The organism is Streptomyces sp. GQFP (genome assembly GCF_021545335.1).
Classification (GTDB): domain Bacteria; phylum Actinomycetota; class Actinomycetes; order Streptomycetales; family Streptomycetaceae; genus Streptomyces.
In genome coordinates this window covers 2,629,532-2,655,801 of record NZ_CP089312.1, presented here as the reverse complement: position 1 = coordinate 2,655,801, position 26,270 = coordinate 2,629,532, and the positions used below count along the sequence as shown (strand labels likewise).

The following is a 26,270-nucleotide window of genomic DNA, read 5'->3' as shown; positions in this document are numbered from 1 at the left end:
AATTGGCTGCCGGGGCATACGCGTTCAACAAGCAGAAGTCATCGGCCGATCAGGAACTGGTTTCCCAGTAGTGCCAGCCGACGGAAGTCGCGGGCAGCACGGCCGTTCCGCTGGCGAGAGTGGTCGTCGAGCAGCTCGGGTTCGTGCGGTTCGACTCCCAGCTGACCTTGAAGCCATTGGAGCCGTACTGCAGGTTGCCGTACTTCCGGGCGTGGATGTCGTGTGAATACGAGTGACCGGTCGTGATGGCCACGGACTTGGTGATGCCACCGCTGACCGAGGCCTTGGCCGAGGCGAACAGGTAACTGGCCGAGACCTCCAGCGAGGTGGAGACGCTGTACGTGATGGTGCTGGCCCTGGTGACGGAAGCCGTCATGGTGCCGCCCGGGCCGTCCTTGAGGTAGGCGCCCTTCGCCGGGATCCGGTAGGCGCTGTGGGACTTGATCAGAACCCCGTAGGTGGTCGGGCAGGACTTCTTCGGTGTGACGAGCGCCGAGGCCGGTGCCGCTCCCGCGAGAACCGGCATTGTCCCGGCCAGAATGAGCGCGGCAAGCTTTGCTCTCTTACGCATGAGAGTCCCCCATGTTATTGGTCTGGTTTCCCGTGCTGCGGAAACCGTTTGGTCGAGAGCGAGCGTATGGAGATTGATCGCGGGCAGTCAATGGAATTCGGTCGAGTTGAGCAAGAGTTGAGCTTGGTGACGAGTAATCAACTCCCCGACAGCTTCCGCCTGTTCGGGGGAAATGCAATTCGGGGACCAGGTATTGGGTGTCAATCAACCAGCAATTCGTGATGAGTTGGCAAAGTCATATGAGTGGCGGGGTCGTCGCAGGCGCGGCGGCCTTCTTCCTTGTCATAGTCGCGGCCTCCTGTCCAAGGGGCGGGAGTCCAAGGTCGCCGTCACCTACGGCGGCGTACCCGAACCGCTCGGCGCCAACGCCGCCTCCACCTGGTTCCGGTCACCGCCGAGGCCGCCGCCAGCGCGGCGCGATGACCCTCCAGGTGATCTATTCCTGCCATCTAAGAGGTCGCACACGTCTCACCTTGCTTTGTAAGGCACACGCCCGTTTTTGGTGAGAATATAGGGGTGATCCAGCAGCTCTTCAGTCCCTCCGTCCAGCACACCCTCGACCTCGTCGGCATCTTCGTCTTCGCGATCTCGGGCGCGCTGCTCGCCGTACGCAAGAACTTCGACGTCTTCGGGATCGCCGTGCTCGCCGAGGTCACCGCGCTGGGCGGCGGGCTGCTGCGGGATGTCGTCATCGGGGCCGTGCCGCCGGCCGCGTTCACGGATCTCGGGTACTTCCTCACCCCGCTGCTCGCCGCCCTGCTCGTGTTCTTCCTCCACCCGGAGGTGGAGCGCATCCAGGTGGGCGTCAACGTGTTCGACGCGGCGGGACTCGGGCTGTTCTGTGTCACGGGCACGGTGAAGGCGTACGACTACGGCCTGGGCCTCACCGCCTCCGCCGCCCTCGGTCTCGCGACCGCCGTGGGCGGTGGAGTGCTGCGTGACGTCCTCGCCAACGAGGTTCCCTCGCTGCTGCGTTGGGACCGGGACCTGTACGCGGTCCCGGCGATCGTCGGCTCCGCGCTGACCGTCCTGTGCATCCGCTACGACGCGCTCACCTCGCTCACCAGCGGGCTGGCGGTCGTCACGGCTTTCGTACTGCGGCTGCTCGCGATGCGGTTCCACTGGCGAGCGCCGCGCGCGTGGAACCGGCGGTCGACGGCGACCGAGGGTGAGTAGTCCGTCCCGAGGGCGTGGAGCCGGTCGTGTTCGACGTATCGCCGCCCGCCTTGTGGCCGCCCGCGTCGAACTGCTGGGTGAGCCAGCGGAACACCGTGGTGATCTGGGGCCGCCACAGTGCCATGTTGTGGCCGCCCGCGCTGCGCGGCAGGTACACGACGTCCACTGTCGTCGGTGACTTCGCCACCCGCTGCAGGGCCATGCCGGCCTCGTAGCCGTCGCCGGACTCGCCGGAGACGTAGAGCGAGATCGCGGGCGGGACGCGGTCGTGCTTGAGGATCAGGTACGGGTTGTTGGCGGCCCGCAGCTGTAGGGTCTGCGCGGCCAGGGACAGAGGCTCGCCGATCGGGTCGTTGTAGCCGGACAGCGACACCCCGGCCCGGTAGCGGTCGGGGTGCGCGACCGCGAGCTTTGCCGCGCAGTGTGCCCCGGCCGAGTACCCGGCCACCGCCCAGCCGCCGGGCCCGCCCTCGGCGCGGAAGTTGTCCGTGACCATTTTCGGTACGTCGACACTGAGCCAGGTGTCCGCGTTGACCCGGCCCGGAATGTTGGCGCAGCCGGTGTCCGCGTCGGCGATGAGAGTCGTACGCGGCGACACCAGGATGAAGGGCGTGATCTGGCCGCTCTTCATCAGCGGCAGCAGCTGCTGGGGCGCGTGGAGTGAGCCGAACCAGGACTTCGCCGAGCCCGGGTAGCCCGGCAGCAGTTCGACGACCGGGAACTTGCGGTGCCGGTAGGCGGCCTCGTGGTACTGCGGGGGCAGCCAGACGTAGACCTCGGCGTCGACGCCCGAGACCTGGCCCTTCAGGTCGGTGACCTGGACGCCGCCGGCCGCGTGCATGCCGGGCCCGTTGGCCTCGCGGAACGTCTGCTTCACCTTCGGCAGCTCGCGCAGGGAGATGCCGCCGGTGCCGTCGGCGCCGAGGTTCGCGGCGGCCTGGACGTGGTCGCCCGTGCCGAGGAGGTCGCCCCAGTTGTCGTACAGGTTGTTGGAGTTGTTCACCAGCAGGAAGACCAGGGTGACCGCCGTGGTCTGGGCGAACAGCACCATCAGCAGCCGGGCGGCGCCGCGCACCAGCGCGGGCCCGCGCACCCGGGACCAGAGGGCGAGGGGCAGCAGCACGGCGACGGCGGCGAGGGCGATCGTCGTGATGAGGAACGGCGTACCGGTGAGGCTCATGTCTGGGAGGAGGGCGATCGGGCCGGTCGGGTCACGTCTGCGCGGAAACCCTTACCCAAGACATTCCGGACACTTACCAAGTGCGAGAGGTGAGGAGCGTGAGGGTGCGACGTCAAAAGCTACCGCTTAGTATTTCTCTGTTGTACCGTTCACGCATGCCAGAAGCAGCTTCCGCCCAGGCCGCGCGGGCCACCATCGGCGACAGCGAGTTCGACCGCGACACCGCCGTCACTCGCCGCGAGGCCGGCGTCTACGACATCGACCTCAACGTCGGCTGGACCATCCAGAACGCCCTCAACGGCGGCTATCTGCTGGCCGTCCTGGGCCGCGCCCTCGCGGACGCCCTCCCGCACGCCGACCCCTTCAGCATCTCGGCGCACTATCTGACCGCGTCCCGCCCCGGTCCGGCCGTCGTCCGCACGGACGTGATCCGCACCGGCCGCAGGCTGTCGACCGGCCAGGCCTCGCTCTTCCAGCGCGACGAGGAGGGCCAGGAGGTCGAGCGGATCCGCGTCCTCGCCTCCTATGGCGACCTGGACGCCCTTCCCGACGACGTCCGGACGACCGCCGAGCCGCCCGCGATACCGCCGATGGACCAGTGCTTCGGGCCGCAGGACGCCCCCGACCGGGTCGCCGGCCGCTCCGCCATCGCCGACCGGCTGTTCCTCAAGCTCGACCCGTCCACCCTCGGCTGGGCGGTCGGCGCGCCCTCCGGCAAGGGCGAGATGCGGTCCTGGTTCGGACTCGCCGACGGCCGCGACGCGGACCCGCTCTCACTGCTCCTCGCCGTCGACGCGCTGCCGCCGACCGCGTTCGAGATCGGCCTCTCCGGCTGGGTCCCGACGGTTGAACTGACCGTGCACGTACGCTGCCGCCCAGCGCCGGGCCCCCTACGGATCACGATAACGACCCGCAACCTGGCCGGCGGCTTCCTGGAGGAGGACGCGGAGGTCTGGGACAGCACGGACCGACTGGTCGCCCAGTCACGGCAGTTGGCTAGCGTGCGGCTGGGGTGAGGTGTGGGCCTCGGGCGGGGCGTGCGGCTCGGGTGAGCGTATTCCTCGGGGGAGGTTGCGGCTCGGGTGAGATGCGCGGGTGGATGACCGGAGCTCGCTTGTCGGCGCCGGTCGGGCTGCGCCGGTCGCGGGGTCGGTGTCGTCGGCCGGTTATGGTCTTGGGCCCGCGACCGCGTAGGCCGTGGTGCCGGCGACCGTGAGGGGCAGAGTCGTCCGGCGGGGGACCGGCGCCCGCTTGTCGGCGCCGGTTCGGTGGCCCGGTTCGGTGGCGTCGGCCGGTTGTCGTCTCGGGCCCGTGACCGCGTAGGTCGTGGTGTCGGTGACCGTGTGAGTCAGGGCCGTCCAGTGGATGGTCGGCGCCTGCTTGTAGGCGGCGGTTGGGTGGCCCGGTCAGGCGGCGCGGGCCGGTGGTCCCGGTCCGGTGGCGTCGGCCGGTTGTCGTCTCGTGTCCGCGACGGCGTGCGCCGCGGTGCTGGCGACCGCGAGGGCAAGGGCCGTCCAGCGGATGGCTGGCGCCCGCTTGTCGGCGCCGGTGCTGTGGCCCGGTTCGGTCAGCGTCTTGGGCCCGCGATCGCGTAGGCCGTCGTGCCCGCGACTGTGAGGGCCACGGCCGTCCAGGTCGCCGTCGCCGTGCCGGAGGGCAGCAGCATCCAGGTCGCCACCTGTGTCGGCGTGCTCGTCGGGGGTGGGGCTACGAACGTCAGCGAGAGCCAGGCGAACGGGAGCGTCCACGCGTACTGGGCGCCCGAGAGTGCCGCGCCCAGGGCGGCCAGGCCCATCAGGCCCGCGCTGTCCCGGATGACGAACGCGGTCGTGGCCATCTCCCCGCCGCCCAGCGCCTGCACGGCCAGCAGCGTCGCGGCGACGACCGCACCGGCGAGCAGTACGTGCGCCGCTCTGCGCGGCACCCAGCGGATCGCGGCCGTCCGGTCCAGCGCGAGGTCCTGCCCGCCGAGCCCGATCGAGGCCGCCATCGCCCCCGTGGCGAGGACGAGCACGACCGGCCGGGGATCACCGGGGCCCTCGCCCCCGTCCCCCGCGAGCGCCCACACCGCCACCGTGCCCACCAGCACGGCGGTCAGCGACGCGGGTACCTGACGCGAACGCGCGTACAGCGTCAGCCATCTCACCGGCGGCCGTCCCGTCGTCACCCCTCTCATCGGGACGCCCCGCCGGACAGCACCTCGAACGCGTCGGCCTCGCAGGAGAGCGCGGCGGCGCGCATCGCGTTGATGCGCGCGAGCTGTTCGGGCCGTGGCATCGCCATGAGCTTCTTCCACACCGGGCGGCTCTCGACGAGCGGGTCGCCCGAGAAGGAGTCGGTGCCGTCGAGCCGCTTGAGGTCTCCGAGGACCCAGCCCGCCGCGACGGTCCGCGCGATGTCGTCTCCCCCTACCCCGCTCCAGCCGACGGGGGAGCACCCCGGCACCATGCCCTTGGCGATCAGGGCCCGCGTCAGCTCCTCGCCCTTCGCGGCGGTGACGAGGTCGTCGTCGAAGTCGAGCAGCACGGTCGTACGGGACCACTTCGGCGTGGAGCCGTGCGGCAGTACGGCGGTGTTCTCCCGTACCGAGACCGGTGCTGTGGCGCCCAGGGCAGTGCGCAGCAGGCGCAGCGCCTCCTTGCCGGGGCCCGCGAGGTCGGCTAGCCGGTCCTGGTGCGCCTTCGTCACGCACACCGGGCCGTCGCACACCGACTCGGCGGCCGCCTGGTCGACCACGTACATCCGGCGCGGGTCGGAGGGCAGGACGAGCAGGGCGATCGCCGCGCTCGCCAGGACGGGCGTCAGGGCGGTCAGCCGGGCGCGCGGGGTGATGGCGACCAGCAGCGCGAAGCCGGTCGCGGCCATGCCGAGCAGCCAGACCGTCTGCCCGATGTGCACGGAGGCGGAGAGGGTGACGAGCACGCTGCGTACCTCCTCCACCTCTGGTGACAGCAGCGAGAGCTGGTTCGGCTCGGTGATCGTGAACCCGTCCGTCGTGGGCGTGTCCGTCCGGCCCAGCGACATGTGCATGAGGGCCGTGAACACGAAGGCGGTCATGGCCAGCGCGGGCGGGGTGAGCGCGGACGGCACGGCCCGCCCGGCGCCCATGCCGAGTACGGCCCCGGCGACGAGGAAGCCTGCCCCGACCAGCGAGATCGGCAGCCAGCCGAGGTGCGTGTACTCGGTGTGGGCGAGCACCTGGACCCCGCCCACGAGGACGAGGAGCGCGAAGGCCGAGCCGAGTGTGAGCGTCGTCGTGCCCGCCAGCAGGGCCGCGCGGTGCCGGGCGGGCCGCGGGGTGCTCGTCAGCAGCTCGGACATCTTCGAACGGTGGTCGCGCAGGCCTTGCAGTGCCCCGAGGCCGACAGAGATCGGCCACAGGTAGAACAGCAGGGAGCGGGTCCACATGGCCAGGGACGTCCACTGGGCCGTCCACGCCGTGGTGCCCCGCCACCAGGCGCCGTTGAGCAGATACAGGAACGCCAGCGCGGTCGTGAGGACCACGAGACCGGCCCAGGGGGCGACGGAACGCCTCAACTCGATACGCAGCACACGGGTGTTCACCAAGTGCCCCTTGCCTGCTCGGGGTTGAGGAGCAGCGCCGAGTAACCGCGCTCCAGGGGGCTGTCGCCAGGGTGCTCCGGGCCGCCCATCGAGGCCAGTTCGTCCGGCGGGCCCTGGAATACCAGCCGCCCCTCGGCGAAGACCACCACGTCGGTGCAGGCGGCGGCGACGTCCTCCACCAGGTGCGTCGAGACGAGCACGCAGGTGTCCGTGCCCAACTCCTGGAGCAGCTCCCGGAATCGGAGCCGCTGCGCCGGGTCCAGACCGACCGTCGGCTCGTCGAGGAGCAGGATCGTCGGGTCGTTGACGATGGCCTGGGCGATACCGACCCGCCGGACCATGCCGCCCGACAGCGCCTTCATCCGCTCGTCGGCACGGTCCGCGAGGCCCACGCGCTCCACGGCACGCTGTACCGCCCCGGGGATCTCCGCCTTCGGCACCTCCTTCAGCCACGCCATGTACTCGACGAACTCGCGCACGGTGAAGCGCTTGTAGTAGCCGAACTCCTGCGGCAGATAGCCGATCCGACGGCGCAGCGCACGGTGTTCGCCCATGCCGGCCACACCGCCCACGGACTCGCCGAGCAGCTCCAGGCTGCCCTCGGTGGGGCGCAGCACGGTGGCCAGCGTCCGGATGAGGGTGGTCTTGCCCGCCCCGTTGGGGCCGAGGAGACCGTGGACACCGGTGCCCAGCGACAGATCGAGGCCGTCGACGGCCATCCGTTTCCTGCCGACCCTGACCTTCAGCCCGGTCGCCAGGATCTCCCAGGCGTAGGCGGTCGGCGCGATGTCGGCCGCGCTCACGGCGGAGGTCATGGTCGGTCCTGCCTTTCTGATGGTCATCGATGGGCTCCCAGCACGGAGTACGCGCCCCTGCGGGCGATCACGACACCGACGCCGAGGACGAGGAGCAGCCCCCACACGGGCAGACCGTCCGCCCGCAGAACAAGAGCCGTACGGCCGGCGGCCAGGGTCGGTGCCACGACCACGGCGGCCCATACGGCGGCCAGCGCGACGGCGGCACGGGTCACCCCGACGACACCGCCGAGCGCCAGGGTCGTCGCCGTGAACGCCAGACAGGGCAGCAGCCACTGGGCCACCATCACCCCCGTCACCCACCCGCCCACCAGCAGCGCGGGCACGACCACGCCGAGCACGGACGCGGTGCGCCGCAGCACCAGCTGGAGCCCGGCCCTGGGCACCGAGGCGGTCAGTTCGTACGCCGGGTCGAGACCGCGCGACCAGGACGCCGCGACGCCGAGCACGGGCAGGACGGGCGCGAGCAGCAGCACCAGCGAGACATCACCGGAGCCGGAACCGGACCCCGAGCCGCTGTCGCCGAGGTCGAGCAGCAGGGCCAGCAGTGTCACGGCCACGGCCATGGCCAGCCACGGCACCATCGTGGGCGTCATCCACCGCGACAGCCGCCCCGACCACCGCCGCCCGCGCGGCATCGGGGCGGTGGCCGCCAACTGCGGTTCGAGGCCGGACCACACGCTGCCGACCAGCGCCGCCACGGCGGGCACCCCGGCACCGACAGCGGCGGAGAGCCGGTCACGGCACTCCCTGCACGTCTCCAAGTGGGCCTCCACGGCCCACACTTCGTCGGCGGCGAGGTCGGTGCCGCCGTGCGCGTACCCCTCGATGATCCGCGCCGACGCGTGTTCCACACTGTCCCCACTCATGCCAGCGCCCTCCGCATGGCGATCCGGGCCCGGCGGGCACGGGTCTTGACCGTGCCCTCGGGCAGCCCGAGCAGGACCGCGGTCTCCCGGACGGACAGCCCGTCGAGCACCATGGCCTGCAGTACCTGTCTCAACTCCGGCGCGAGGCACCGCAGTGCGTCCCCGACATCACCGCCGACGGTCTCCGCGAGCGCCAACTCCTCGGCGGCGGGCGCCACTTCGGGCCCGGCGGCGGCCGGCGGCGGCTCCGCGTGATGGGCCCTGCGCCGGAACGCGTCGACCAGCCGGCGCGCCGCGATCGTCCACAGCCAGCCGACGGCCGTCCCACCGACCGCGGCCCCCGCGAACGCACCCGCCGCGCGCCACACCGCCAGGTAGGTCTCCTGCATGACCTCGGCGACGATCTGCTCGTCCGCACACCGGCGGCGCAACCGCACCGCCAGCCACGGCGACGTACGCCGGTACAACTCCTCGAACGCGCCCCGGTCGCCCTTGGCCACCAGCCGCACGAGACGCTCCTCGTCCACCTGATGCAGCGCTGCTGCCCTGACTGATCTCACACCGGCTAGACGCCCGAGCGGGCCCACGGGTTTTCCCCTGAATGTGACCCCCGCCACACGAGGGCGGCGCTCTCATGCTTCTGTCACGGCCCTGTACCAGCGGGTAGTTTGACCGTTGAGGAGAAAGGCCAGGTCAGAGCCGTTCCTATAGGGGTGCTTTACCTGACGCACAGGCAGGGAACAGGGCGGGCCCAAGGAAGCGCTAGGTGCCGTTGATTCGATGCCCGCCTCGAAACTCCCTCATCGTTCTTGGAGTTGTCTCTCATGAAGCGTGTGCGTCTCGTCCCCGCCGTTGCCCTGCTGGCGCTGTCCCCGCTCGCCCTCACCGCCTGCGGTTCGGGTGACTCGTCGACCTCGACCAGCGGCAACTCCGGCACGTCCAGCCAGAGTTGCCAGGCCCCCTCGGGCGCCCCGTCCGGCGCCCCATCGGGTGCGCCCAGCGGTGCCCCGTCCGGCGCCCCGACCGACGGCGCGTCAGGAGCCCCATCGGGCGCGCCGACCGGCGCGGCCCCGTCGGGAGCCCCCTCGGGCATGCCGTCGGGCGGCCCCGGCGGCGGTGGCCAGGGCGGTGGCGGTGGCTGCGGCGGCGGCCCGGGCGGCGGTCAGGGTGGCGAGGGTCAGCAGGCCCAGCAGCAGGGCTGACATGCCGTAGAGGCATCGCGGGTACGACATGGGCGGCGCGCTCGACGAACGGGCGCGCCGCCCACGTATGTTCGGGGCGCGCCCCGCCAGGGGCGCGGGGAACTGCGCGACAAGCCCCCACCGGCCCGCAGTCGAAGTACCACACTCCGCTCCGAACAGTTCACCCCAGCCAGTGCCGACGCCCGATGGCAATCAACCGCATCCGCCGCGTGGCCACCTGGGCCACCTGGTCGCGTTCCGCCTCCGGGGCGTCCAGGGTCTCCAGGAACTGCGACGCAGTCACCAGCATCTGGTCGACGTACAGGCCCGCCAGCATCAGCAGGTCCTCCTCCGTCCAGCCCGCCGACTCGGGCTGTTCCGCGAGCGCGTCCCGTACCTCCTCGGCGAAGCGGGCCAGTTGGTCGCGGATGGCCTCGCGGACCGGCTGGACCCCGCCGTGCCGCTCGCGCGCGATGAAGCGGACGTGGGCGGGCTGCGTCTGGACGTGACCGGCGATCAGGTCGACCGCGCGGACTATGCGGTCCTCGCTGTCGCCCGACCCGGACACAGTCGTGGCGATCATCGGGTGCAGGCTACCGAGCGCCTCCTCGACGAGGGCGACGCCCAGGTCGGCCGTGGAGCGGAAGTGGCGGTAGAAGGCGGTCGGGGCGACTCCGACGGCACGCGTGACCTCGCGCAGGCCGAGGCTGCTCAGGCTCTGGTCCTCCAACAGGGCGAGCGCCGCGTCCAGGAGCGCCTGCCGGGTCTTCTGCTTCTGGGCCTGTCGGATGCCGAGAGTGTGACTCATGCCATGCAGTTAACAACTGTTCTCTGTAATTGAAAAGCCGGGCGGCGCGCTAGACTCAGGAGTCAGTGAACAAGTGTAACTACAACCGTTCGCTGAACTGTAACGAACGAAAGGGATCTCCTCCCATGTTCTTCCTCGTGGCCGTCCTTCTGCTGCTGGGCATGGTGCTGGGCACCGTCGCCCACGTCCCGGTCTCGTTCACCGTCCTGGCCGCCGCCGGCATCGCCGTCTGGCTCGGCATCTTCGCGCTCCGTGAGCGCCTCGCCCGTCGGAGCTGATCACCATGCAACTCACCGCATCGGCCACCGGCCGTACCAGCGATACCGAGCGCACCGGCCCCCGCGACGCCGACGGCATGGCCGTCGCGTCCTTCGTCCTCGGGCTGCTGGGCCTGCTGGTCCTGAACATCTTCCTCGGCCCCGTCGCCATCGTCCTGGCCGTCGTCGCCCTCTGGCGCGGTACGCAGCGGCGCGGCCGGGCGATCCTCGGCCTCGGTCTCGGCATCGCCGACCTGGCCGTGCTCGTCACCCTCATGCAGCTCGACCACACCGTCTCGTGGAGCTTCTGACCGGGGTCCACCAGTTTCCCCGTCACCACGGCGCCGTAGAATCACGACACCATGGCATACCTCGACCACGCCGCGACCACCCCGATGCTTCCGGAGGCGGTCGAGGCAATGACCGCGACGCTGGGCGTCACCGGTAACGCTTCCGCACTCCACGCGGCCGGCCGCAGAGCGAGGCGTACGGTCGAGGAGGCCCGCGAGACGCTCGCCGAGTCGCTCGGCGCCCGGCCCAGCGAGGTCGTGTTCACCTCCGGCGGCACCGAGGCCGACAACCTCGCCGTCAAGGGCCTGTACTGGGCCCGCCGCGACGCCGACCCGGCCCGTACGCGCGTCCTCGCCAGCCCCGTCGAGCACCACGCCGTCCTCGACGCCGTGCACTGGCTCGGCGAGCACGAGGGCGCCGACGTCGAGTACCTCCCCGTCGACGCGTACGGCCGCGTCCACCCCGACGCCCTGCGCGAGGCGATCGCCCGCAACCCCGACGACGTCGCCCTGGCCACGGTCATGTGGGCCAACAACGAGATCGGCACGATCATGCCGGTCCGTGAACTCGCCGACGTGGCAGCCGAGTTCGGCGTCCCGCTGCACGCCGACGCCGTACAGGCCTTCGGCCAGGTGCCCGTCTCCTTCGCCGACTCCGGGCTCGCCGCGATGACCGTCTCCGGCCACAAGGTCGGCGGCCCGTACGGCATCGGCGCGCTGCTGCTCGGCCGTGAGTACAGCCCCGTACCGGTGCTGCACGGTGGCGGTCAGGAGCGGCACGTACGGTCCGGGACCCTCGATGTGCCGGCCGTCGCCTCCTTCGCGGTGGCCGGGCGGATCGCCGCCGAGCAGCAGGAGTGGTTCGCGCACGAGATCGGCGCGCTGCGGGACTCGCTGGTCGAGGAGGTGCGGCGGGTGGTGCCGGACGCGATCCTGGGCGGCGATCCGGTGGACCGGCTGCCCGCCAACGCGCACTTCACCTTTCCCGGCTGTGAAGGCGATTCCCTGCTGTTGCTTCTGGACGCGCAGGGGATCGAGTGCTCCACCGGCTCCGCCTGTACGGCCGGGGTCGCGCAGCCCAGCCATGTCCTGCTGGCCACGGGTACGGATCCCGATCTGGCTCGGGGCACGCTTCGGTTTTCCTTCGGCCATACCTCCACGCAGGCGGACGTGGAGGCGGTGGCGAAGGTGATTGGGCCTGCGGTGGAGCGGGCCCGGGTGGCTGGGTTGAGCTGAGCTCTTGAGGGGTTGTCGGTTGGGTGCTGCGCCGTCGTGGCTGGTCGCGCAGTTCCCCGCGCCCCTATGGGGCGCCTACCTGAGCGGCGTGGGGTAGGTGTCGGTCGCCTGCCGCATGCATGGGCTGCGCCAGTACGTGATGTGGCCGACGCCGTCGTATGTCAGGAGGTGGGCCTCGCGGTCCATCTGGTGGGCCGCGTTCGTCGCCCAGCGGTTGGCCTCGCGGAGGGTCTGGAACGAGGCCTCGTCCGTCGGGTTCAGCGCGGTCCGCCGGGCGTCCACCTCCTCCTTGTCGCAGCGCATCTCCGCGCTGCCGCCGATACCGCGCGGGTCGAAGCCCACGAAGTCGAAACGGGCGGCCAGCTCGGGGGAGAAGGAGAACGGCGCACTCAGCGCGAGGTTCACCCCGGACTGGCCGGGCCCGCCCGGGTTGAGCAGCAGCGAGCCGATCCGGCGGTCGGGGTCGGTGGCCCGGTGCCGGGCGAGGGCCAGGTCGACGGTCGTGCCGTCCGGGTGCTGCCAGATCACCGGGACCGTGAGGGTCCCGCACTCGAACTCGCCCTGACCCTCGCCGGACGGGGATTCGCAGGGCTATCAGGCTATGGAGCCGGTCCGGGAGAGGGAGGGGGTGGCGGCGGTGGCCGTCCCGGTCAGTAACTGGCCGAGCAGCGCACCGGCCGCCACGGCGACGGCCGCGAGCCTGGATTGTCAGTTACTGACCTGGACTAGCTGTCCATCACCATCAGCGCGGCCATCATGCCCTCGTCCTCGTGCTGAAGGAGGTGGCAGTGGAGCATGTACATGTACGTGTCGTCGGTGAAGTCCGTGAACTTCATCGCGATCTTGATGGAGCCACCGCCGACCACCTCATAGGTGTCGAACCAGCCGAGGTCGACGCCGGTGGGTTCCTCGCCGTTGATCTCGATCAGCTGGAACGGCACGTCGTGCAGATGGAAGGAGTGCTCCAGCTGTGTGCTGTTGGTGATCGTCCAGATCTCCTCGGCGTCGAGGGTCGTCATGATCGTGGCCATCGAGTCCATGGTCGTGCCCGCGGAGCCGTTGATCGTCATCAGCTGGCCGCTCTGCCCGAGGGTGATCGTGCGGGCGGCGAAGTCGGTCGTGTCGTACCGGGTGATCGTGTTGAGGCTGCTCGGCAGGTCGTCCGGGGTGTCGGAGGCGTCCGGCGTGACGGTCAGGAAGTCGTACGTGCCGCTGCCGCCCCGGATCCAGCCCGTGGTGACCACCGTCTGGAGCGTGACCGCCGCGTCGAGGTCGAGGACGAACTCGGCGCGGGCGCCCGCCACCAGCCGGATCGAGGTCACCTCGGTGGCCTCGGTGAGATAGCCCTGGTCGGTGGCGATCTGGGTGAGCGTGCCGCCGTCGCTGCGCTGCAGGGTCAGGATGTCGGAGGGGGAGGCGTTCAGGACGCGGAAGCGGGTGCGCTTCTTGGTGGCGGTGAAGCCCAGGGTGGTCGCGTCCACGTTGGTGCCGTTGCACAGCACCGGATAGGTGAGGCCGGAGCTGAGGTAGCCGGTGATGTCGTACTTGATGTCACCGCTGGTGTCGACCGCCAGGCACTGCAGGATGAGCGGGATGTCGTCGACGCCGTACTCGCTCGGCAGCGCCGCCGAGGCGTCCGAGTCGTCCTCGACGATGATCATCCCGGCGAGGCCGTGGACGACCTGCTCGGCCGTGGTGCCCAGGGCGTGCGGGTGGTACCAGAGGGTCTTGGCCTCGTCCTTGATCTCGAAGGTCGGCGACCAGGTCTCGCCGTCGGCGAAGGCGTTCTGCGGGCCGCCGTCCATCTCGGCCGGGATGTGGGCGCCGTGGAAGTGGACGCTGGTGTCGTCGCCCAGGTTGTTGGTGATGTTCAGCAGGACCGTGCTGCCGTTGGTCCACTTCATGGTCGGGCCGAGGATCGACCCGTTGTAGCCGGCCGTCGTACTCGTGACACCGCTGATCACCTCCGCCGTGCCGGTCTGCGCGGCCAGGGTGAAGGTCGTGGTGCCGTCGGCGGTGGTGCCCTCCAGCAGGTCCGGGATGTTCAGGGTGGTGTCGGCCGCGGCGGCCTTGAAGGTGTTGCCGTCGGTCAGCAGGGCGAAGGTCCCCGTCGCCGCGCCGACGGCCGCGAACCCGACCCCGGCCATGCCGCCGAGGAACTTCCGCCGGTGCAGGCCCTTGCGGTGTCGTTCGCCCTTGTCGCCGCCCCGGTCGTGCTTCGCGTGGGCACCCTTGCGCTGCTGTTCCGTCGAGTCGACGGGCTCGTTTGTGTGGCTCATGGCAGCGGAGCCTTGGCCTAAGGACTGTGTAAAGACTGAGGCGAACCTAGGAGCCCCCGCAGCAACCTGTGGAACCTGAGATCGCCGACCGGATCGTCAACTCCATGAGAGACAAGGCGAGTTGGCGTCCCGCAGGTCAGGATCGGCGGGCGGGACAGTTCGGGCGACCCGCTCTCATCAAAGGCTCATGATCCGAGGTGTGTGATGTGTGTCACGCTGATTGCTGGGTGAGCGCAGTGCTCGCCCGGGCGACGAGCCCCATGTACTTCTCCCAGTCCCACCCCTCGCCCGGGTCGGTGTGGTCCGTCCCCGGCACCTCCACGTGCCCGATGATGTGCTCCCGGTCGACGGGTATGCCGTACCGCGCGCAGACCCTCGCCGTCAGCCGCGCCGAGGCCGTGTACATCGCGTCCGTGAAGTTCTCGGGCTTGTCCACGAAGCCCTCGTGCTCGATGCCGACGCTCCGCTCGTTGAACTCCCGGTTGCCCGCGTGGAACGCCACGTCCAGCTCGCGGATCATCTGGGTGACGTGCCCGTCCTTACGGACGATGTAGTGCGCCGCGGCCCCGTGCGCCGGGTTCTGGAAGACCTTCACCGCGCTGTCGAAGCTGCCCTGGGTGACATGGACGATCACCCGGTCCACGGCGTAGTCGTCGGGCCGGTCCGCCATCCGCCAGTTCGCCGAGGAGGCCGCAACCCAGCGCGCCCCCGTGTAGTCGACCTCGCCCTCCTTGCGCGGCTTCGCCATCCCGGGCACCCGCCACCACATGCGCCCAAGCTCGTCCCGCGCGAGCACGCCCGTTGCCACGGCGGCCACCGCGCCGCCGATGAGCAGGGCCCGCCGCCCGATCCGCCGGTCGCCGTCCTTCGGGGCAGCTCTCCGGTGGCCCTCGCCGCGCGACTGCCGGGGAATGTCCTGTGGAAGGCCTTGGCCGGTGTCGTGACGAGCCTGTGTTTCCTCCATGTGATCCCAACGGATACTCGCGCGCCCCGGTTCCCGGCGCCCCGTACCCTGGAAGGGTTATGACTCACACCTCGCAGCAGCCCCTCCGCGTACTGGCCGCCATGTCCGGCGGCGTGGACTCCGCCGTAGCCGCCGCCCGGGCGGCGGAATCCGGCCATGACGTCACCGGCGTCCATCTCGCCCTGTCCGCGAACCCCCAATCGTTCCGCACGGGTGCGCGTGGCTGTTGCACCATCGAGGACTCCCGCGACGCCCGCCGCGCGGCCGACGTCATCGGCATCCCCTTCTACGTCTGGGACCTCGCCGAGCGCTTCCGCGAGGACGTGGTGGACGACTTCGTCGCCGAGTACGAGGCGGGCCGTACCCCGAACCCGTGTCTGCGCTGCAACGAGAAGATCAAGTTCGCCGCGCTCCTCGACAAGGCCCTCGCCCTCGGCTTCGACGCGGTCTGCACCGGCCACTACGCGCAGGTCGTCACCCTGGCCGACGGCACCCGCGAGCTGCACCGCGCCTCGGACATGGCCAAGGACCAGTCGTACGTCCTCGGCGTGCTCGACGACCGTCAGCTCGCCCACGCGATGTTCCCCCTCGGTGACACCCTCACCACGAAGGACGAGATCCGCGCGGAGGCCGAGCGGCGCGGTCTCGCGGTCGCCAAGAAGCCCGACTCGCACGACATCTGCTTCATCGCCGACGGCGACACCCAGGGCTTCCTCGCGCACCGCCTGGGCAAGGCCGAGGGCGACATCGTCGACGAGTCCGGCGCGGTCGTCGGCACCCACGAGGGCGCGTTCGGCTTCACCATCGGCCAGCGCAAGGGCCTGCGCATCGGCACCCCGGCCGCCGACGGCAAGCCGCGCTACGTCCTCGACATCTCCCCGGTCGACAACACGGTCACGGTCGGCCCGGCCGCCTCCCTCGACGTCGACGCCCTCACCGCGATCAGGCCCCGCTGGTGCGGAGCGGCCCCCACCGGGCCCGGCACCTACACCGCCCAGCTGCGCGCCCACGGCGGCGAGACCGAGGTGACCGCCGAACTCGTCGACGGCACCCTGGAGGTCACGTTCACCGAGCCGGTGCGCGGGGTGGCACCAGGCCAGGCGATCGTCCTGTACGACGGCACCCGCGTGGTGGGGTCGGCGACGATCGCCACGACGGTGCGGGCGACGGCGTCGGTCGGCTGAGGGGAACCCGGCAGAGCGAGGGGCCGTTTCGGCTTGCTGGGGCGACGTATTCCGCTGTCCTCGGGGTCGACACGCCCGGCTGCCAACGGTCGCTGACGCCCTTCGGCAGCAAGTCGCTCTTCGGCATGTGCTTGTTCCTGGGCTCCGACGGCATGCTGATCGCCGCCCCCGAATACGTCGAGGTCGAGGAGGGCGGCGGCCCGGACGACTTCAATGGGCCGTCCCGGGGAGTCGGAGCGTCCGCGCGAAGTCGTCCAGTGCCTCCATCGCGGCGGCGATCACTTCCGGATCGTCGTGGTGGCCACGGAGGACGACGTCGGGGAGGCCGGGCGGGGTGTGCCAGTGGTACGTCACCGAGGTCATCATGATGGTGCTGTCCGCAGGGTAGGAGCGGGTGACCCGGACCCCGTCAGACCCCAGGTGCGGAGAGGCGAATGGCATGCTGCCGGTTCGCTGCTGCCACTCGGGGATTTCCGGGTGCGGCACTGTGAACGCGGTGCTTCCCTCGCAGGAGGCCGCGTCAGGGGCCTCACACTGGAGGCGGGTGGCGTGCATGACCAGCGGCATGTAGGTCAGTGGAACGGGGTGGTAGACGAATGCCTCGTCGGCCTGGAGTTTGTCCCGGAGGGTGACGATCGTCTGCTCGTAGAAACTCTTGTGGAAACGCCGCAGTTTGCGGGTGAGTTCTATGTCGTGGACAGCGGCCAAGCCAGTCAGGTGCAGGCCCAGCCATTCCTTGAAGTTCTTCTTGTCGATCTGGAGGTGAAGATAGCCCCAGAGGTCTGGGCTGGCATCCGTGTCGATGTGGAGCGGGGCGCCGAGGTCGGTGCTCCACAGGGTGCCTTCGGACATGGGCGGTCTCTTTCTTCGGGGGTACGGCAGAAGGGAGCCGTCAGGCGTAGGTCCAGCGGAAGGTGCCCATCACGGCATCGAACAACTCCACGAGGGTGTCGTAGAAAGCGGGATCCGATCCGGGCGCGATCAGGGCACTGAAGGAGAAGGCGAGGTACTGGTCGGGCGTGCTGTCCGGGATGGGAAGGAAGTACTCGACCCGGCGGTGAGCGACGTCGACGCCCTGCGCCGCGTCGGCGGGTACGTCTCGCTCCGAGCGCAGGGCCGCGGTGCCGTCCAGCGTCCGCGTCTCGGCACCGGGGATCTCGGAGGCGAGCGCGGCCAGGACTGCCTCCGGGCCGCTGTCGGGCCTTACCCGGGGGATCTCGATCGCGGAGCGGATACCGCCCGTGCGGCTCACCGCGGCCGACTTCCTGGACGCGTCCTCGCGAACCCGGACGTCCATGGTTCGTCCGCGAACGCGATCTGCCCGGTGCCGCGTTGGGCCTGTTCTGGGTAGCGGGCGGGATCGGTCTGCTGATCGGTGCCCGCAGCGCGCGGTCCATCGCGGCCCATCGCGGTGCGGTGCGGCTTCGGCCAGGAACATCCTCGGACTCGCCGGGATGTTCCTGGCCCCGGCGGGACCGCCCGTACCCCTCGTCGGCCGGGGGCCGTGGCTTGATGCTGCGGGCGCCGGGTGGTGCCTGGCCATGTTCAAGGTGGGCATGGCCGACGTCCTCGGCGTCAGCCTGTCCACGGTCCGGGTACGCAGGGTCCTGCCGGACCCGGTCCGCGAGCCGCCCCGCACGCAGGGGGCGCAGGGAGCGCCGACTACGCCCGCGTGAACTCCACCTCGTAGAAGCAGAGGTGGTCCTTGATCTGGGCCACCTCGGGCTTCGGCTCGGGGTACGCCCAGACGAGGTCGGCGGAGTCAGGGAGGGACCAGTAGGACGCCGTGCCCTTGAAGGGGCAGTACGTGTGGGTTTCGGAGGGGGTCAACAGGTCGAGGCGGACGTCCTCCGCGGGGAGGTAGTAGCGCGGGGGACAACCGGTCTCACGCAGGACGAGGGCCCGCTCGCTCTCGGCGAGCACCTCGCCGCCGTGGACGACCCGTACGCGGTCGTCGGTCTGCTCGATGGTGATCGTGTGTCCTTCAGCCATATCCGAAGAGCGTTCGGGAAGGCCGGATTGTTCCCTGAACGACCATGGTCCTCCCGCGTACGGTGACGGCATGAACATCTGTGTCTTCCTCTCCGCCGCCGACCTGGACGACCGCTACACGCGCCCCGCGCGGGAGTTCGCGAAACTGCTGGGCAAGGGCGGGCACACCCTGGTCTGGGGCGGCTCGGACGTCGGTCTGATGAAGGTGGTCGCGGACGGGGTCCAGGAGGCGGGCGGCCGGCTGCTGGGCGTCTCGGTGGACTTCCTCGCGGCGAAGGCCCGGCCGGGCGCGGACGAAATGGTGATCGCGGGGGACCTCGCCGAACGCAAGCGGCTCCTGCTGGAGAAGGCCGACGCGGTCGTGATCATGGTCGGCGGGACCGGGACGCTCGACGAGGCCACGGAGATCCTGGAGCTGAAGAAGCACGGTAAGACGGACAAGCCGGTGGTCCTGCTGAACACCGCGGGCTTCTACGACGGCCTGAAGGAACAGTTCCGCCGCATGGAGACCGAGGGTTTCCTGCCCCGGCCGCTCACCGACCTGGTGTTCTTCGCGGAGGAGCCGGTGGGGGCGCTGGCGTACCTGGAGGAGAGCCAGGGCGTCGAGTGAGCACTGTGTGATGCGAGCATGGCGGGCATGGCTACACATGTGATCACCGGGGCGGGGTCGGGTATCGGGGCGGCGGTCGCGCGGCGGCTGCACGCGCGCGGGGACGAACTCGTGCTGCACGCGCGTGACGCGGGGCGGGCGAAGGAGTTGGCGGCGGAGTTCCCCGGGGCTCGGACTCTGGTGGGTGACCTGTCGGACCCGGATCGCCTGTCCTGGGCGTTCTCGCACCAGTCGCTGCCGGACCGGGTGGACTCCCTGCTGCACATCGCGGGCGTGGTGGACCTCGGCCCGGTGGGCGACCTGACCCCCAAGACCTGGCGCCACCAACTGAACGTCAACCTGATCGCCCCCGCCGAACTGACCCGGCACCTGCTGCCCCAACTCCGCCTCTCCCAGGGCCAGGTGATCTTCGTCAACTCGGGCGCGGGGCTGAGCGCGAGTGCGAACTGGTCGGCGTACGCCGCGTCGAAGCACGGGCTGAAGGCGCTGGCGGACTCGTTGCGGCAGGAGGAGCGGGGCGCGGGGGTGCGGGTGACGACGGTCTATCCCGGGCGCACGGCGAGCCCGATGCAGGCGAAGGTCCACCAACAGGAGGGCAAGGAGTACGACCCGTCGAAGTGGATCGACCCGGAGTCGGTCGCGACGACGATCCTGCTGGCACTGGACCTGCCCCGGGACGCGGAAATCAACGACGTGACGGTACGCCCGGGCCACTGACGGATTGTTCCTCGCCCCCGCCGCCCCTACCCGTCCCATCCCTGGGGGCTGCGCCCCCAGACCCCAGCTGTCGGCCTGAACGGCCTCGTCCTCAAACGCCGGACGGGCTGAGTGGTGCCGGCCGGTGCTGAAGTGCGGCGGGGGTGGGTGGGCGGGGAAAAGGATGGGCTGAGCGCGGTTGTCCTCGAACGCCGGCCCGCACCCCCACCCAGCCCGTCCGGCGTTTGAGGACAAGGCCCGTTCAGGGCCGGAGCGGGGGTTTGGGGGCGCAGCCCCCAGAAGGATGGGACGGGTAGGGGCGGCGGGGGCGAAAAACCGCCCCGCGGACTACGTACGCTTCCCCACGTGAACGCGAACCCCACCTTCGGCCCCGCCACCGGCATCGGTTCCCTCCCCGGCGGTGATGCCCGGGAAGCCGTGAAGGCGGCCACCGGGTCCTTCGACGACTTCCCCTTCCTGCCCGAACTCCCCGCCCGAGGCCCCGGCGCCGACATGATCGGCCGCACCGCCGGACTCCTCGTCGAGATGTACGCACGCGTGGAGCCCAGCGGCTGGAGATTGGGGGACAGGCCGGGGCGCGACACCAAGCGCGCCCGCTCCTGGCTCGGCGAAGACCTCGACGCGCTGGAGGAGTTCACCCAGGGATACGAGGGGCAGGTGAAGGTGCAGGCCGTCGGGCCTTGGACACTGGCCGCAGCCATCGAGCTCAGGAACGGCGAACTCGCCCTCTCCGACCCCGGCGCCTGCCGCGACCTCGCCGGCTCCCTCGCCGAGGGCATCCGCCTCCACCTCGACGAACTCCGCCGCCGCATCCCCGGCGCCCAACTCGTCCTGCAACTCGACGAACCCTCCCTCATCGCCGTACTCCGAGGACAGGTCAAGACCGCCAGCGGCTACCGCACCCACCGTGTCCCCGACCGCCAGGTCGCCGAGGCGATCCTCCGGGACGTCATCGGCGTGCACGACGGCGGGCCCGTCGTCGTCCACTCCTGCGCGCCCGACGTGCCCTTCGCCCTCCTCCGCAGGGCCGGCGCCGCCGCCGTCTCCTTCGACTTCTCGCTTCTCACCGAGCGTGACGACGACGTGATCGGGGAGGCCGTCGAAAGCGGTACGCGGCTCTTCGTCGGTGTCGTGCCGGGCACGGATGCCCCGTTGTCAGACCCTGCCGGTAGCGTCAGTGGTGTCAGGTCGTTGTGGCGCAGGCTGGGGCTGCATCCGGGGCTTCTCACGGAGGCGGTCACGGTCACCCCGGCGTGCGGACTCGCGGGCGCTTCCCCGCAGTACGCACGCAAGGCACTCGCCCACTGCGCCCAGGCGGCGAGATCACTCGCGGACAACCCAGAGTAACGGGAGGACAACACGGTGGCCGGCGAACAGCACGCACAGACCACATCGGTGCCCGCCGAGGCGCGCGACAGGCACGCCCAGCTCGCCGAGCGCATCGAGGAACACCGCTTCCGGTACTACGTGAACGATGCTCCGGTCGTGAGTGACGCGGAGTTCGACAAGCTTCTGCGTTCACTGGAGGCGCTGGAGGAGGAGTATCCGGAGCTGCGTACGCCCGACTCGCCGACCCAGAAGGTCGCGGGCGCGTACGAGACGGAGTTCACCTCCGTGGAGCACCGCTCACGCATGCTCTCCCTCGACAACGCCTTCGACGACCTGGAGCTGGCGGCGTGGGCGGAGCGCGTCCACAAGGACGTCGGAGCCTCCGAGCACCACTTCCTGTGCGAGCTGAAGGTCGACGGCCTCGCCGTCAACCTGACGTACGAGAACGGCCGTCTCACGCGCGCGGCGACCCGCGGCGACGGCCGCACCGGCGAGGACATCACGCCCAACGTGCGCACGATCGCCGAGATCCCGGACCGGCTCAAGGGCGACCGTGTCCCGGCGCTGGTCGAGATCCGCGGCGAGGTCTACTTCCCGATGGACAAGTTCGCCGAGCTGAACGCCCGGCTCGTCGAGGGCGGCGACAAGCCCTTCGCCAACCCCCGTAACGCGGCGGCCGGTTCGCTCCGCCAGAAGGACCCGCGCATCACGGCCTCCCGTCCGCTGCACATGGTGGTCCACGGCATCGGCGCCCTGGAGGGCTTCGAACCGCTGACCCGCCTCTCCGCCGCGTACACCCTGCTGCACGAGTGGGGCCTGCCGACCACGCGGTACGCGAAGCTGGTCGACGACCTCGACGGCGTACGGGCGTTCATCGCCAACTACGGCGAGAACCGGCACTCCGTGGAGCACGAGATCGACGGCGTCGTCGTCAAGCTCGATGAAATCCCGCTGCAGGGGCGCCTCGGGTCGACCTCGCGCGCCCCTCGCTGGGCCATCGCCTGGAAGTACGCGCCCGAAGAGGTCAACACCAAGCTCATCAACATCCGTGTGGGCGTGGGGCGTACGGGTCGCGTCACGCCGTACGCGCAGGTCGAGCCGGTGACGGTGGCCGGCTCCGAGGTCGAGTTCGCCACCCTGCATAACCAGGACGTCGTCAAGGCCAAGGGCGTCCTCATCGGCGACACCGTGGTGCTGCGCAAGGCCGGTGACGTCATCCCGGAGATCCTCGGCCCGGTCGCCGACCTGCGCGACGGCACGGAGAAGGCCTTCGAGATGCCGGCCAGGTGTCCCGAGTGCGGCGAGCCGCTCCGGCCGATGAAGGAGGGCGACATCGACCTCCGCTGCCCCAACGCCCGTACCTGCCCTGCCCAGTTGAGGGAGCGGCTGTTCTATCTCGCTGGGCGCAAGAGCCTGGACATCGAGAACTTCGGTTACGTGGCCGCCGCCGCGCTCACCAAGCCGCTGGAGCCTTCCGAGCCGCCGCTCGTCGACGAGGGCGACCTCTTCGACCTCACCATCGAGCAACTGCTGCCCATCAAGGCGTACGTCCTGGACCAGGACAGCGGGCTGCCCAAGCGGGACCCGAAGACCGGCGAGGAGAAGATCGCCACGGTCTTCGCCAACCAGGAGGGCGAACCCCGGAAGAACGCGGTCGCGATGCTCGCCAACATCGCCGCCGCCAAGGACCGTCCGCTGGCCAGGGTCCTCACCGGGCTGTCGATCCGGCACGTCGGTCCGGTCGCCGCCGAGGCGCTGGCCCGTGAATTCCGCTCGATCGAGCGCATTGAGCAGGCCTCCGAGGAGGAGTTGGCCACCACGGACGGGGTCGGCCCGATCATCGCGGCCTCCCTCAAGGAGTGGTTCGCGGTCGACTGGCACCAGGAGATCCTGCGCAAGTGGCGGGCCGCCGGGGTCCGGATGGAGGAGGAGGGCTCCGGCGAGGACGAGGGACCACGCCCGCTCGAAGGGCTCACCGTCGTGGTGACCGGCACCCTCGAACACCACACCCGGGACGGCGCGAAGGAGGCGCTGCAGAGCCGTGGAGCAAAAGTGACCGGTTCTGTTTCGAAGAAGACGTCTTTCGTGGTTGTGGGTGACAATCCTGGTTCGAAGTTCGACAAGGCGATGCAGTTGAAGGTGCCTGTTCTGGACGAGGACGGCTTCGCCGTCCTGCTGGAACAAGGTCCCGATGCGGCTGTCGATGCGGCACTTCCGACCGAAGCGGCACTTCCGGCAGAGGAGTAGCGGTTGAAGACCACCCGATCGGCGCATACCAGATGCATACGGGTGGCCGGGTCGCATTCGGGCAACCGTCGGCGACCGCTGCCCGTGGAAGCCTTCTGCGGCCTACTGTTGACGTATGCGCCTGCCGTGCCCGGATGCGGTTCGGACGCGGTCCCGTCGACGGTTGACGGACATCGGACCGCGTGGCGTGGGCACCGCCGGCTGTGAGAGGGACGGGAATGGAACCGACCGATAGCGCCGCCCCTCCTTCACGGCTGCGCGGAAGCCGGATATCCGGCGCCTGGCGCCGGGGTTCCGCCCTCTTCAAGAGCCGTCGCCCCGAACCCGGCCAGGAACAGGGCATGGTCCGCCGCACGGCACGGTTCCTGGAACGGGCGGGCGTCGGCGGCCGTACGACCGGACCGGTGAGCGGGGCCGGCGGCACCGGACAGCGCATCGTCGCCGACAGCAGGGTCTCGCCCCAGCTGACGGCCCACCTCACCGCCGAGCAACGCGCCGCACAGCTCCACGCCCAGGACCCCGAACGCCAGCTGTCCTGGCCCGCGCTGCCCGCGGCGGTCGTCGCGGCGGCCGGGTTCGTCCTCGGCGCCGGCTTCTACCGCGGCTTCACCGGCCACAACGCGCTCTTCCCGTCCGGCACCGTCGGCTGGGCCCTCGCCGTCCTCACCGGCGTCATCGTCGGCCACCTCGTCGCCCTCGGCCGCGCCCGCTGGTGGGGCGGCACCGGATCGGGCGCCGCCCTCACCCTCGCCGTACTCCTGCTGTACGGCTGGGTCCCGGCCGGCATGGTCAGCCTCACCGTCGTCGTCCTGGTCGGCATAGCCCGGCGCCACCGCTGGCGTCAGGGCGTGCTGGCCGGCGCGGTGGACATCCTCGGCATCGGTGCCGGCGCGCTGGTGCTCGCCGCGTTCGGCCGGGTCCCGTCCGTCGAGACCCCGTGGAACCCGCAGACCTGGAGCGTCTACACGGCACCCGAGGTGGTGCTGATCGCGATCACCTACCTCGGGGTCACCCGCACCCTCCTCTGGTATCTGCACACCCCGCGCGGCGGACTGCCCACGGTCGCCCGCTCCGCCCTGGTCAGACAGGGCCTGGTCGCGGTCGCCCTGCTCGCCATCGCACCCCTGATCTGCGTCGTCGCCGTCGCCCTGCCGGTCCTGCTGCCGCTGTTCGCCATCCCCCTCATCGCCCTCGACTCCACCCTGTGGATAGCCAGGGCCCGGGCCGAGGAACAGCTGCGCGACCCGCTCACCGGACTGCCCAACAGACAGTGGCTCCTGGAGCGCACCTGGACGGCCCTCGACGATGCCGAACGCATCGACGCGCGGGCCGCGTTGATGCTCATAGACCTCGACCGCTTCCGCTCCGTCAACGACACCCTCGGCCACCTCGCAGGTGACCGGCTCCTCCTCCAGATAGCGGACCGGCTGCGGCTCGCCCTGCCGCGCGGCGCGGAGGCGGCACGGCTCGGCGGCGACGAGTTCGCCGTCTTACTGCCGGTCGTCGACTCCACGACGTCCGCCACCCGCGTCGCCCGCAACCTGGTCACCGTGCTCGGCTCCCCGCTCGACCTCGACGGACTCACCCTCGTCCTGGAGGCCAGCGCGGGCCTCGCCGTCTTCCCCGACCACGCGCTCGACGCGGAGGGGCTGCTGCGGCGCGCGGACGTCGCCATGTACCAGGCGAAGCGGGACCGTACGGGCGTAGAGGTGTACGAGTCCAAGCGCGACTCCAACACCCCGGACCGCCTCGGCCTGCTGGGCGATCTGCGGCGCGCGCTCGACGCGCACGAGGTCGAGCTGCACTACCAGCCCAAGGTGCGCTTCGACGGACAGGTCGCGGGCCTTGAGGCGCTCGTGCGCTGGGTGCACCCGGAGCGCGGGAAGGTGCCGCCGGACGAGTTCATAGCGATCGCCGAGTCCTCCGGGCTGATGCCCCACCTCACGGAGTACGTGCTGGAGACGGCGCTGGAGCAGGTCGCCAAGTGGCGTGCCCAGAAGCTGTTCGTCCCCGTCGCCGTCAATGTCTCCCCGCGTGACGTCCACACCCCCGGCTTCGCCGGTTCCGTCGCCGCGCGCCTTGCCCGCCACGGGGTCCCGGCGGGGTCGCTGCAGCTGGAGATAACGGAACACGTGCTCCTGGAGGACCCGCAGAAGGCCGCGGCCACGCTGGCCGCGCTGACCGCGCACGGCGTGAAGATGTCCCTGGACGACTTCGGCACCGGGTACTCGTCGCTGGTGCACCTGCGGCGGCTGCCGGTGAGCGAGCTGAAGATCGACCGGTCGTTCGTGGCACGGCTGGCGGTGGACACGGAGGACGCGGAGATCGTGCGGTGCACGGTCGATCTCGCGCACTCCCTGGGGCTGCTCGTCGTCGCCGAGGGCGTGGAGGACGACGAGACGTGGGAGCGGTTGCGGGATCTCGGGTGTGACGCCGTGCAGGGGTGGCTGGTCGCCGCCGCCATGCCTCCCGAGGAGGCCACCGCGTGGTTGCTGGCGCGGGGGACCCGCGGCTGGCAGCGTCCGCGGGCGGCCCTGCCCGCCGCGGAATAGAGGCGGAACCGGAGCCGGGGGAGAAGGCGGAACAGGGGGAGATCTCCCGCCCGCGCACCACCCGTGGCAAACCCGTGCGCGGGTTGTCTCCCGTGCCCCCTAGGATTGGGGCCAAAACCACACCGCACTCACCCCAGAGGATCGCTGCATGCCTGGCATCACGCGCGAGGAGGTCGCCCACCTCGCACGGCTGGCGCGTCTGGAGCTGAAGGGCGAAGAGCTCGACCACTTCGCAGGCCAGCTCGACGACATCATCGGCGCGGTCGCCCGCGTCAGCGAGGTCGCCGACCAAGACGTACCGCCGACCTCGCACCCGCTGCCGCTGACGAACGTCATGCGCGTGGACGAGGTCCGTCCGTCGCTCACCCCCGAGCAGGCGCTCTCCGGCGCCCCGGCCCAGGAGCAGCAGCGTTTCAAGGTGCCGCAGATCCTGGGGGAGGACTAATCAC

28 protein-coding genes are annotated in these 26,270 nt (G+C 70.6%); 14 read left to right on the top strand and 14 right to left on the bottom strand.

From position 1 onward, the window contains the following. Nucleotides 1-49 precede the first annotated feature (49 nt). Nucleotides 50-571, bottom strand: a complete 522-nt coding sequence (locus tag LUX31_RS11470; RefSeq protein WP_235474679.1) for a hypothetical protein — start codon at nt 569-571, stop codon at nt 50-52. Nucleotides 572-1,087: 516 nt separating this feature from the next. On the opposite strand from LUX31_RS11470, the gene LUX31_RS11465 reads away from it, so the two are divergent. Then, nucleotides 1,088-1,747, top strand: a complete 660-nt coding sequence (locus tag LUX31_RS11465; RefSeq protein ID WP_235474678.1) for a trimeric intracellular cation channel family protein — start codon at nt 1,088-1,090, stop codon at nt 1,745-1,747. Here LUX31_RS11465 and LUX31_RS11460 read toward each other — a convergent pair. Continuing rightward, a complete protein-coding gene (locus LUX31_RS11460; RefSeq protein ID WP_235474677.1) occupies nt 1,653-2,927 on the bottom strand; it encodes an alpha/beta hydrolase in 1,275 nt (424 codons plus the stop codon). The genes LUX31_RS11465 and LUX31_RS11460 overlap by 95 nt on opposite strands. Before the next feature lie 155 nt (nt 2,928-3,082). Here LUX31_RS11460 and LUX31_RS11455 point away from each other — a divergent pair, with 155 nt between their 5' ends. Continuing rightward, nucleotides 3,083-3,943, top strand: coding sequence for a thioesterase family protein (locus LUX31_RS11455; protein ID WP_235474676.1), 861 nt, complete (start codon nt 3,083-3,085; stop codon nt 3,941-3,943). A 551-nt stretch (nt 3,944-4,494) separates the two neighbouring features. Here LUX31_RS11455 and LUX31_RS11450 read toward each other — a convergent pair. Genes LUX31_RS11450 through LUX31_RS11430 form a run of 5 tightly spaced genes read right to left on the bottom strand, consistent with a single transcriptional unit; the run spans nt 4,495 to nt 8,675 of the window. Beyond that, entirely contained in the window at nt 4,495-5,073 is a 579-nt protein-coding gene (locus tag LUX31_RS11450) for a hypothetical protein (protein ID WP_235474675.1), read from the bottom strand. Between the two features lie 26 nt (nt 5,074-5,099). Next, on the bottom strand, nt 5,100-6,491 hold the full coding sequence (locus LUX31_RS11445) for a hypothetical protein (protein WP_235474674.1): 1,392 nt from the start codon (nt 6,489-6,491) through the stop codon (nt 5,100-5,102). Next, on the bottom strand, nt 6,488-7,306 hold the full coding sequence (locus LUX31_RS11440) for an ABC transporter ATP-binding protein (RefSeq protein ID WP_235479878.1): 819 nt from the start codon (nt 7,304-7,306) through the stop codon (nt 6,488-6,490). The genes LUX31_RS11445 and LUX31_RS11440 overlap by 4 nt, the downstream gene beginning before the upstream one ends. Before the next feature lie 23 nt (nt 7,307-7,329). Beyond that, nucleotides 7,330-8,175, bottom strand: a complete 846-nt coding sequence (locus tag LUX31_RS11435; RefSeq protein WP_235474673.1) for a zf-HC2 domain-containing protein — start codon at nt 8,173-8,175, stop codon at nt 7,330-7,332. Further along, nucleotides 8,172-8,675, bottom strand: a complete 504-nt coding sequence (locus LUX31_RS11430) for an RNA polymerase sigma factor (RefSeq protein ID WP_443046050.1) — start codon at nt 8,673-8,675, stop codon at nt 8,172-8,174. The genes LUX31_RS11435 and LUX31_RS11430 overlap by 4 nt, the downstream gene beginning before the upstream one ends. Nucleotides 8,676-8,999: 324 nt before the next feature. Here LUX31_RS11430 and LUX31_RS11425 point away from each other — a divergent pair, with 324 nt between their 5' ends. Then, complete coding sequence (locus LUX31_RS11425) at nt 9,000-9,377, top strand: hypothetical protein (RefSeq protein ID WP_235474671.1); 378 nt, start codon at nt 9,000-9,002, stop codon at nt 9,375-9,377. A 160-nt stretch (nt 9,378-9,537) separates the two neighbouring features. Here the strand turns inward: LUX31_RS11425 and LUX31_RS11420 are convergent, their stop codons facing one another. Then, nucleotides 9,538-10,164 (bottom strand): TetR family transcriptional regulator, encoded by a 627-nt coding sequence (locus LUX31_RS11420; protein WP_235474670.1) that lies wholly within the window; start codon nt 10,162-10,164, stop codon nt 9,538-9,540. Nucleotides 10,165-10,289: 125 nt separating this feature from the next. On the opposite strand from LUX31_RS11420, the gene LUX31_RS11415 reads away from it, so the two are divergent. From LUX31_RS11415 to LUX31_RS11405, 3 genes are read left to right on the top strand one after another with little or no spacing between them, the layout of a single operon-like run. After that, nucleotides 10,290-10,442 (top strand): hypothetical protein, encoded by a 153-nt coding sequence (locus LUX31_RS11415; protein WP_235474669.1) that lies wholly within the window; start codon nt 10,290-10,292, stop codon nt 10,440-10,442. Nucleotides 10,443-10,447: 5 nt separating this feature from the next. Next, on the top strand, nt 10,448-10,732 hold the full coding sequence (locus tag LUX31_RS11410; RefSeq protein ID WP_235474668.1) for a DUF4190 domain-containing protein: 285 nt from the start codon (nt 10,448-10,450) through the stop codon (nt 10,730-10,732). 51 nt (nt 10,733-10,783) lie between these two features. Then, nucleotides 10,784-11,947 carry a cysteine desulfurase family protein gene (locus tag LUX31_RS11405; protein WP_235474667.1) on the top strand — a complete coding sequence of 388 codons (1,164 nt, stop codon included), beginning with the start codon at nt 10,784-10,786 and terminating at the stop codon, nt 11,945-11,947. Between the two features lie 75 nt (nt 11,948-12,022). Here the strand turns inward: LUX31_RS11405 and LUX31_RS11400 are convergent, their stop codons facing one another. From LUX31_RS11400 to LUX31_RS11390, 3 genes are all read right to left on the bottom strand, one after another. After that, nucleotides 12,023-12,475 carry an alpha/beta hydrolase gene (locus LUX31_RS11400; RefSeq protein ID WP_235474666.1) on the bottom strand — a complete coding sequence of 151 codons (453 nt, stop codon included), beginning with the start codon at nt 12,473-12,475 and terminating at the stop codon, nt 12,023-12,025. 197 nt (nt 12,476-12,672) lie between these two features. Beyond that, complete coding sequence (locus tag LUX31_RS11395) at nt 12,673-14,226, bottom strand: multicopper oxidase family protein (RefSeq protein WP_235474665.1); 1,554 nt, start codon at nt 14,224-14,226, stop codon at nt 12,673-12,675. A 211-nt stretch (nt 14,227-14,437) separates the two neighbouring features. Beyond that, nucleotides 14,438-15,190 carry an N-acetylmuramoyl-L-alanine amidase gene (locus LUX31_RS11390; RefSeq protein WP_235474664.1) on the bottom strand — a complete coding sequence of 251 codons (753 nt, stop codon included), beginning with the start codon at nt 15,188-15,190 and terminating at the stop codon, nt 14,438-14,440. Nucleotides 15,191-15,249: 59 nt separating this feature from the next. On the opposite strand from LUX31_RS11390, the gene mnmA reads away from it, so the two are divergent. Beyond that, nucleotides 15,250-16,374, top strand: coding sequence for a tRNA 2-thiouridine(34) synthase MnmA (mnmA, locus tag LUX31_RS11385; RefSeq protein ID WP_235474663.1), 1,125 nt, complete (start codon nt 15,250-15,252; stop codon nt 16,372-16,374). 210 nt (nt 16,375-16,584) lie between these two features. Here the strand turns inward: mnmA and LUX31_RS11380 are convergent, their stop codons facing one another. Both LUX31_RS11380 and LUX31_RS11375 read right to left on the bottom strand, forming a co-directional pair. Next, nucleotides 16,585-17,226: a hypothetical protein gene (locus LUX31_RS11380; protein ID WP_235474662.1), complete on the bottom strand. Its 642-nt coding sequence runs from the start codon at nt 17,224-17,226 to the stop codon at nt 16,585-16,587. A 40-nt stretch (nt 17,227-17,266) separates the two neighbouring features. Continuing rightward, on the bottom strand, nt 17,267-17,671 hold the full coding sequence (locus LUX31_RS11375) for a hypothetical protein (protein ID WP_235474661.1): 405 nt from the start codon (nt 17,669-17,671) through the stop codon (nt 17,267-17,269). Between the two features lie 244 nt (nt 17,672-17,915). Here LUX31_RS11375 and LUX31_RS37450 point away from each other — a divergent pair, with 244 nt between their 5' ends. Further along, the gene (locus LUX31_RS37450) at nt 17,916-18,050 is read left to right on the top strand and encodes a hypothetical protein (protein WP_268828143.1); all 135 of its coding nucleotides are present in this window, start codon (nt 17,916-17,918) and stop codon (nt 18,048-18,050) included. Here LUX31_RS37450 and LUX31_RS11370 read toward each other — a convergent pair. Beyond that, on the bottom strand, nt 18,037-18,366 hold the full coding sequence (locus LUX31_RS11370; protein WP_235474660.1) for a DUF427 domain-containing protein: 330 nt from the start codon (nt 18,364-18,366) through the stop codon (nt 18,037-18,039). The genes LUX31_RS37450 and LUX31_RS11370 overlap by 14 nt on opposite strands. A 70-nt stretch (nt 18,367-18,436) precedes the next feature. On the opposite strand from LUX31_RS11370, the gene LUX31_RS11365 reads away from it, so the two are divergent. The 6 genes from LUX31_RS11365 to gatC all read left to right on the top strand — a co-directional run bounded on the left by LUX31_RS11365 (nt 18,437) and on the right by gatC (nt 26,266). Further along, nucleotides 18,437-18,976 (top strand): TIGR00730 family Rossman fold protein, encoded by a 540-nt coding sequence (locus tag LUX31_RS11365; protein ID WP_235474659.1) that lies wholly within the window; start codon nt 18,437-18,439, stop codon nt 18,974-18,976. An 18-nt stretch (nt 18,977-18,994) separates the two neighbouring features. Beyond that, nucleotides 18,995-19,693, top strand: coding sequence for an SDR family oxidoreductase (locus LUX31_RS11360; protein ID WP_235474658.1), 699 nt, complete (start codon nt 18,995-18,997; stop codon nt 19,691-19,693). A gap of 345 nt (nt 19,694-20,038) precedes the next feature. After that, the gene (locus LUX31_RS11355; RefSeq protein ID WP_235474657.1) at nt 20,039-21,040 is read left to right on the top strand and encodes a methionine synthase; all 1,002 of its coding nucleotides are present in this window, start codon (nt 20,039-20,041) and stop codon (nt 21,038-21,040) included. Between the two features lie 15 nt (nt 21,041-21,055). Then, nucleotides 21,056-23,269 (top strand): NAD-dependent DNA ligase LigA, encoded by a 2,214-nt coding sequence (gene ligA / locus LUX31_RS11350; RefSeq protein ID WP_235474656.1) that lies wholly within the window; start codon nt 21,056-21,058, stop codon nt 23,267-23,269. Nucleotides 23,270-23,487: 218 nt separating this feature from the next. Next, the gene (locus LUX31_RS11345) at nt 23,488-25,821 is read left to right on the top strand and encodes a putative bifunctional diguanylate cyclase/phosphodiesterase (protein WP_235474655.1); all 2,334 of its coding nucleotides are present in this window, start codon (nt 23,488-23,490) and stop codon (nt 25,819-25,821) included. A 148-nt stretch (nt 25,822-25,969) separates the two neighbouring features. Further along, a complete protein-coding gene (gene gatC, locus LUX31_RS11340; protein WP_037622623.1) occupies nt 25,970-26,266 on the top strand; it encodes an Asp-tRNA(Asn)/Glu-tRNA(Gln) amidotransferase subunit GatC in 297 nt (98 codons plus the stop codon). Nucleotides 26,267-26,270 lie beyond the last annotated feature (4 nt).

What these genes read in the sequence shown, in the direction of transcription:
- LUX31_RS11470 (WP_235474679.1), bottom strand. Translation starts at nt 571, where the DNA reads ATGCGTAAGAGAGCAAAGCTTGCCGCGCTCATTCTGGCCGGGACAATG.
- mnmA (WP_235474663.1), top strand. Translation starts at nt 15,250, where the DNA reads ATGACTCACACCTCGCAGCAGCCCCTCCGCGTACTGGCCGCCATGTCC.
- LUX31_RS11360 (WP_235474658.1), top strand. Translation starts at nt 18,995, where the DNA reads ATGGCGGGCATGGCTACACATGTGATCACCGGGGCGGGGTCGGGTATC.
- LUX31_RS11375 (WP_235474661.1), bottom strand. Translation starts at nt 17,671, where the DNA reads ATGGACGTCCGGGTTCGCGAGGACGCGTCCAGGAAGTCGGCCGCGGTG.
- LUX31_RS11345 (WP_235474655.1), top strand. Translation starts at nt 23,488, where the DNA reads ATGGAACCGACCGATAGCGCCGCCCCTCCTTCACGGCTGCGCGGAAGC.
- LUX31_RS37450 (WP_268828143.1), top strand. Translation starts at nt 17,916, where the DNA reads ATGTTCAAGGTGGGCATGGCCGACGTCCTCGGCGTCAGCCTGTCCACG.
- LUX31_RS11405 (WP_235474667.1), top strand. Translation starts at nt 10,784, where the DNA reads ATGGCATACCTCGACCACGCCGCGACCACCCCGATGCTTCCGGAGGCG.
- LUX31_RS11395 (WP_235474665.1), bottom strand. Translation starts at nt 14,226, where the DNA reads ATGAGCCACACAAACGAGCCCGTCGACTCGACGGAACAGCAGCGCAAG.
- LUX31_RS11390 (WP_235474664.1), bottom strand. Translation starts at nt 15,190, where the DNA reads ATGGAGGAAACACAGGCTCGTCACGACACCGGCCAAGGCCTTCCACAG.
- LUX31_RS11440 (WP_235479878.1), bottom strand. Translation starts at nt 7,306, where the DNA reads ATGACCTCCGCCGTGAGCGCGGCCGACATCGCGCCGACCGCCTACGCC.
- LUX31_RS11410 (WP_235474668.1), top strand. Translation starts at nt 10,448, where the DNA reads ATGCAACTCACCGCATCGGCCACCGGCCGTACCAGCGATACCGAGCGC.
- LUX31_RS11365 (WP_235474659.1), top strand. Translation starts at nt 18,437, where the DNA reads ATGAACATCTGTGTCTTCCTCTCCGCCGCCGACCTGGACGACCGCTAC.
- LUX31_RS11420 (WP_235474670.1), bottom strand. Translation starts at nt 10,164, where the DNA reads ATGAGTCACACTCTCGGCATCCGACAGGCCCAGAAGCAGAAGACCCGG.
- LUX31_RS11370 (WP_235474660.1), bottom strand. Translation starts at nt 18,366, where the DNA reads ATGGCTGAAGGACACACGATCACCATCGAGCAGACCGACGACCGCGTA.
- LUX31_RS11455 (WP_235474676.1), top strand. Translation starts at nt 3,083, where the DNA reads ATGCCAGAAGCAGCTTCCGCCCAGGCCGCGCGGGCCACCATCGGCGAC.
- LUX31_RS11415 (WP_235474669.1), top strand. Translation starts at nt 10,290, where the DNA reads ATGTTCTTCCTCGTGGCCGTCCTTCTGCTGCTGGGCATGGTGCTGGGC.
- LUX31_RS11435 (WP_235474673.1), bottom strand. Translation starts at nt 8,175, where the DNA reads ATGAGTGGGGACAGTGTGGAACACGCGTCGGCGCGGATCATCGAGGGG.
- LUX31_RS11425 (WP_235474671.1), top strand. Translation starts at nt 9,000, where the DNA reads ATGAAGCGTGTGCGTCTCGTCCCCGCCGTTGCCCTGCTGGCGCTGTCC.
- LUX31_RS11380 (WP_235474662.1), bottom strand. Translation starts at nt 17,226, where the DNA reads ATGTCCGAAGGCACCCTGTGGAGCACCGACCTCGGCGCCCCGCTCCAC.
- gatC (WP_037622623.1), top strand. Translation starts at nt 25,970, where the DNA reads ATGCCTGGCATCACGCGCGAGGAGGTCGCCCACCTCGCACGGCTGGCG.
- LUX31_RS11460 (WP_235474677.1), bottom strand. Translation starts at nt 2,927, where the DNA reads ATGAGCCTCACCGGTACGCCGTTCCTCATCACGACGATCGCCCTCGCC.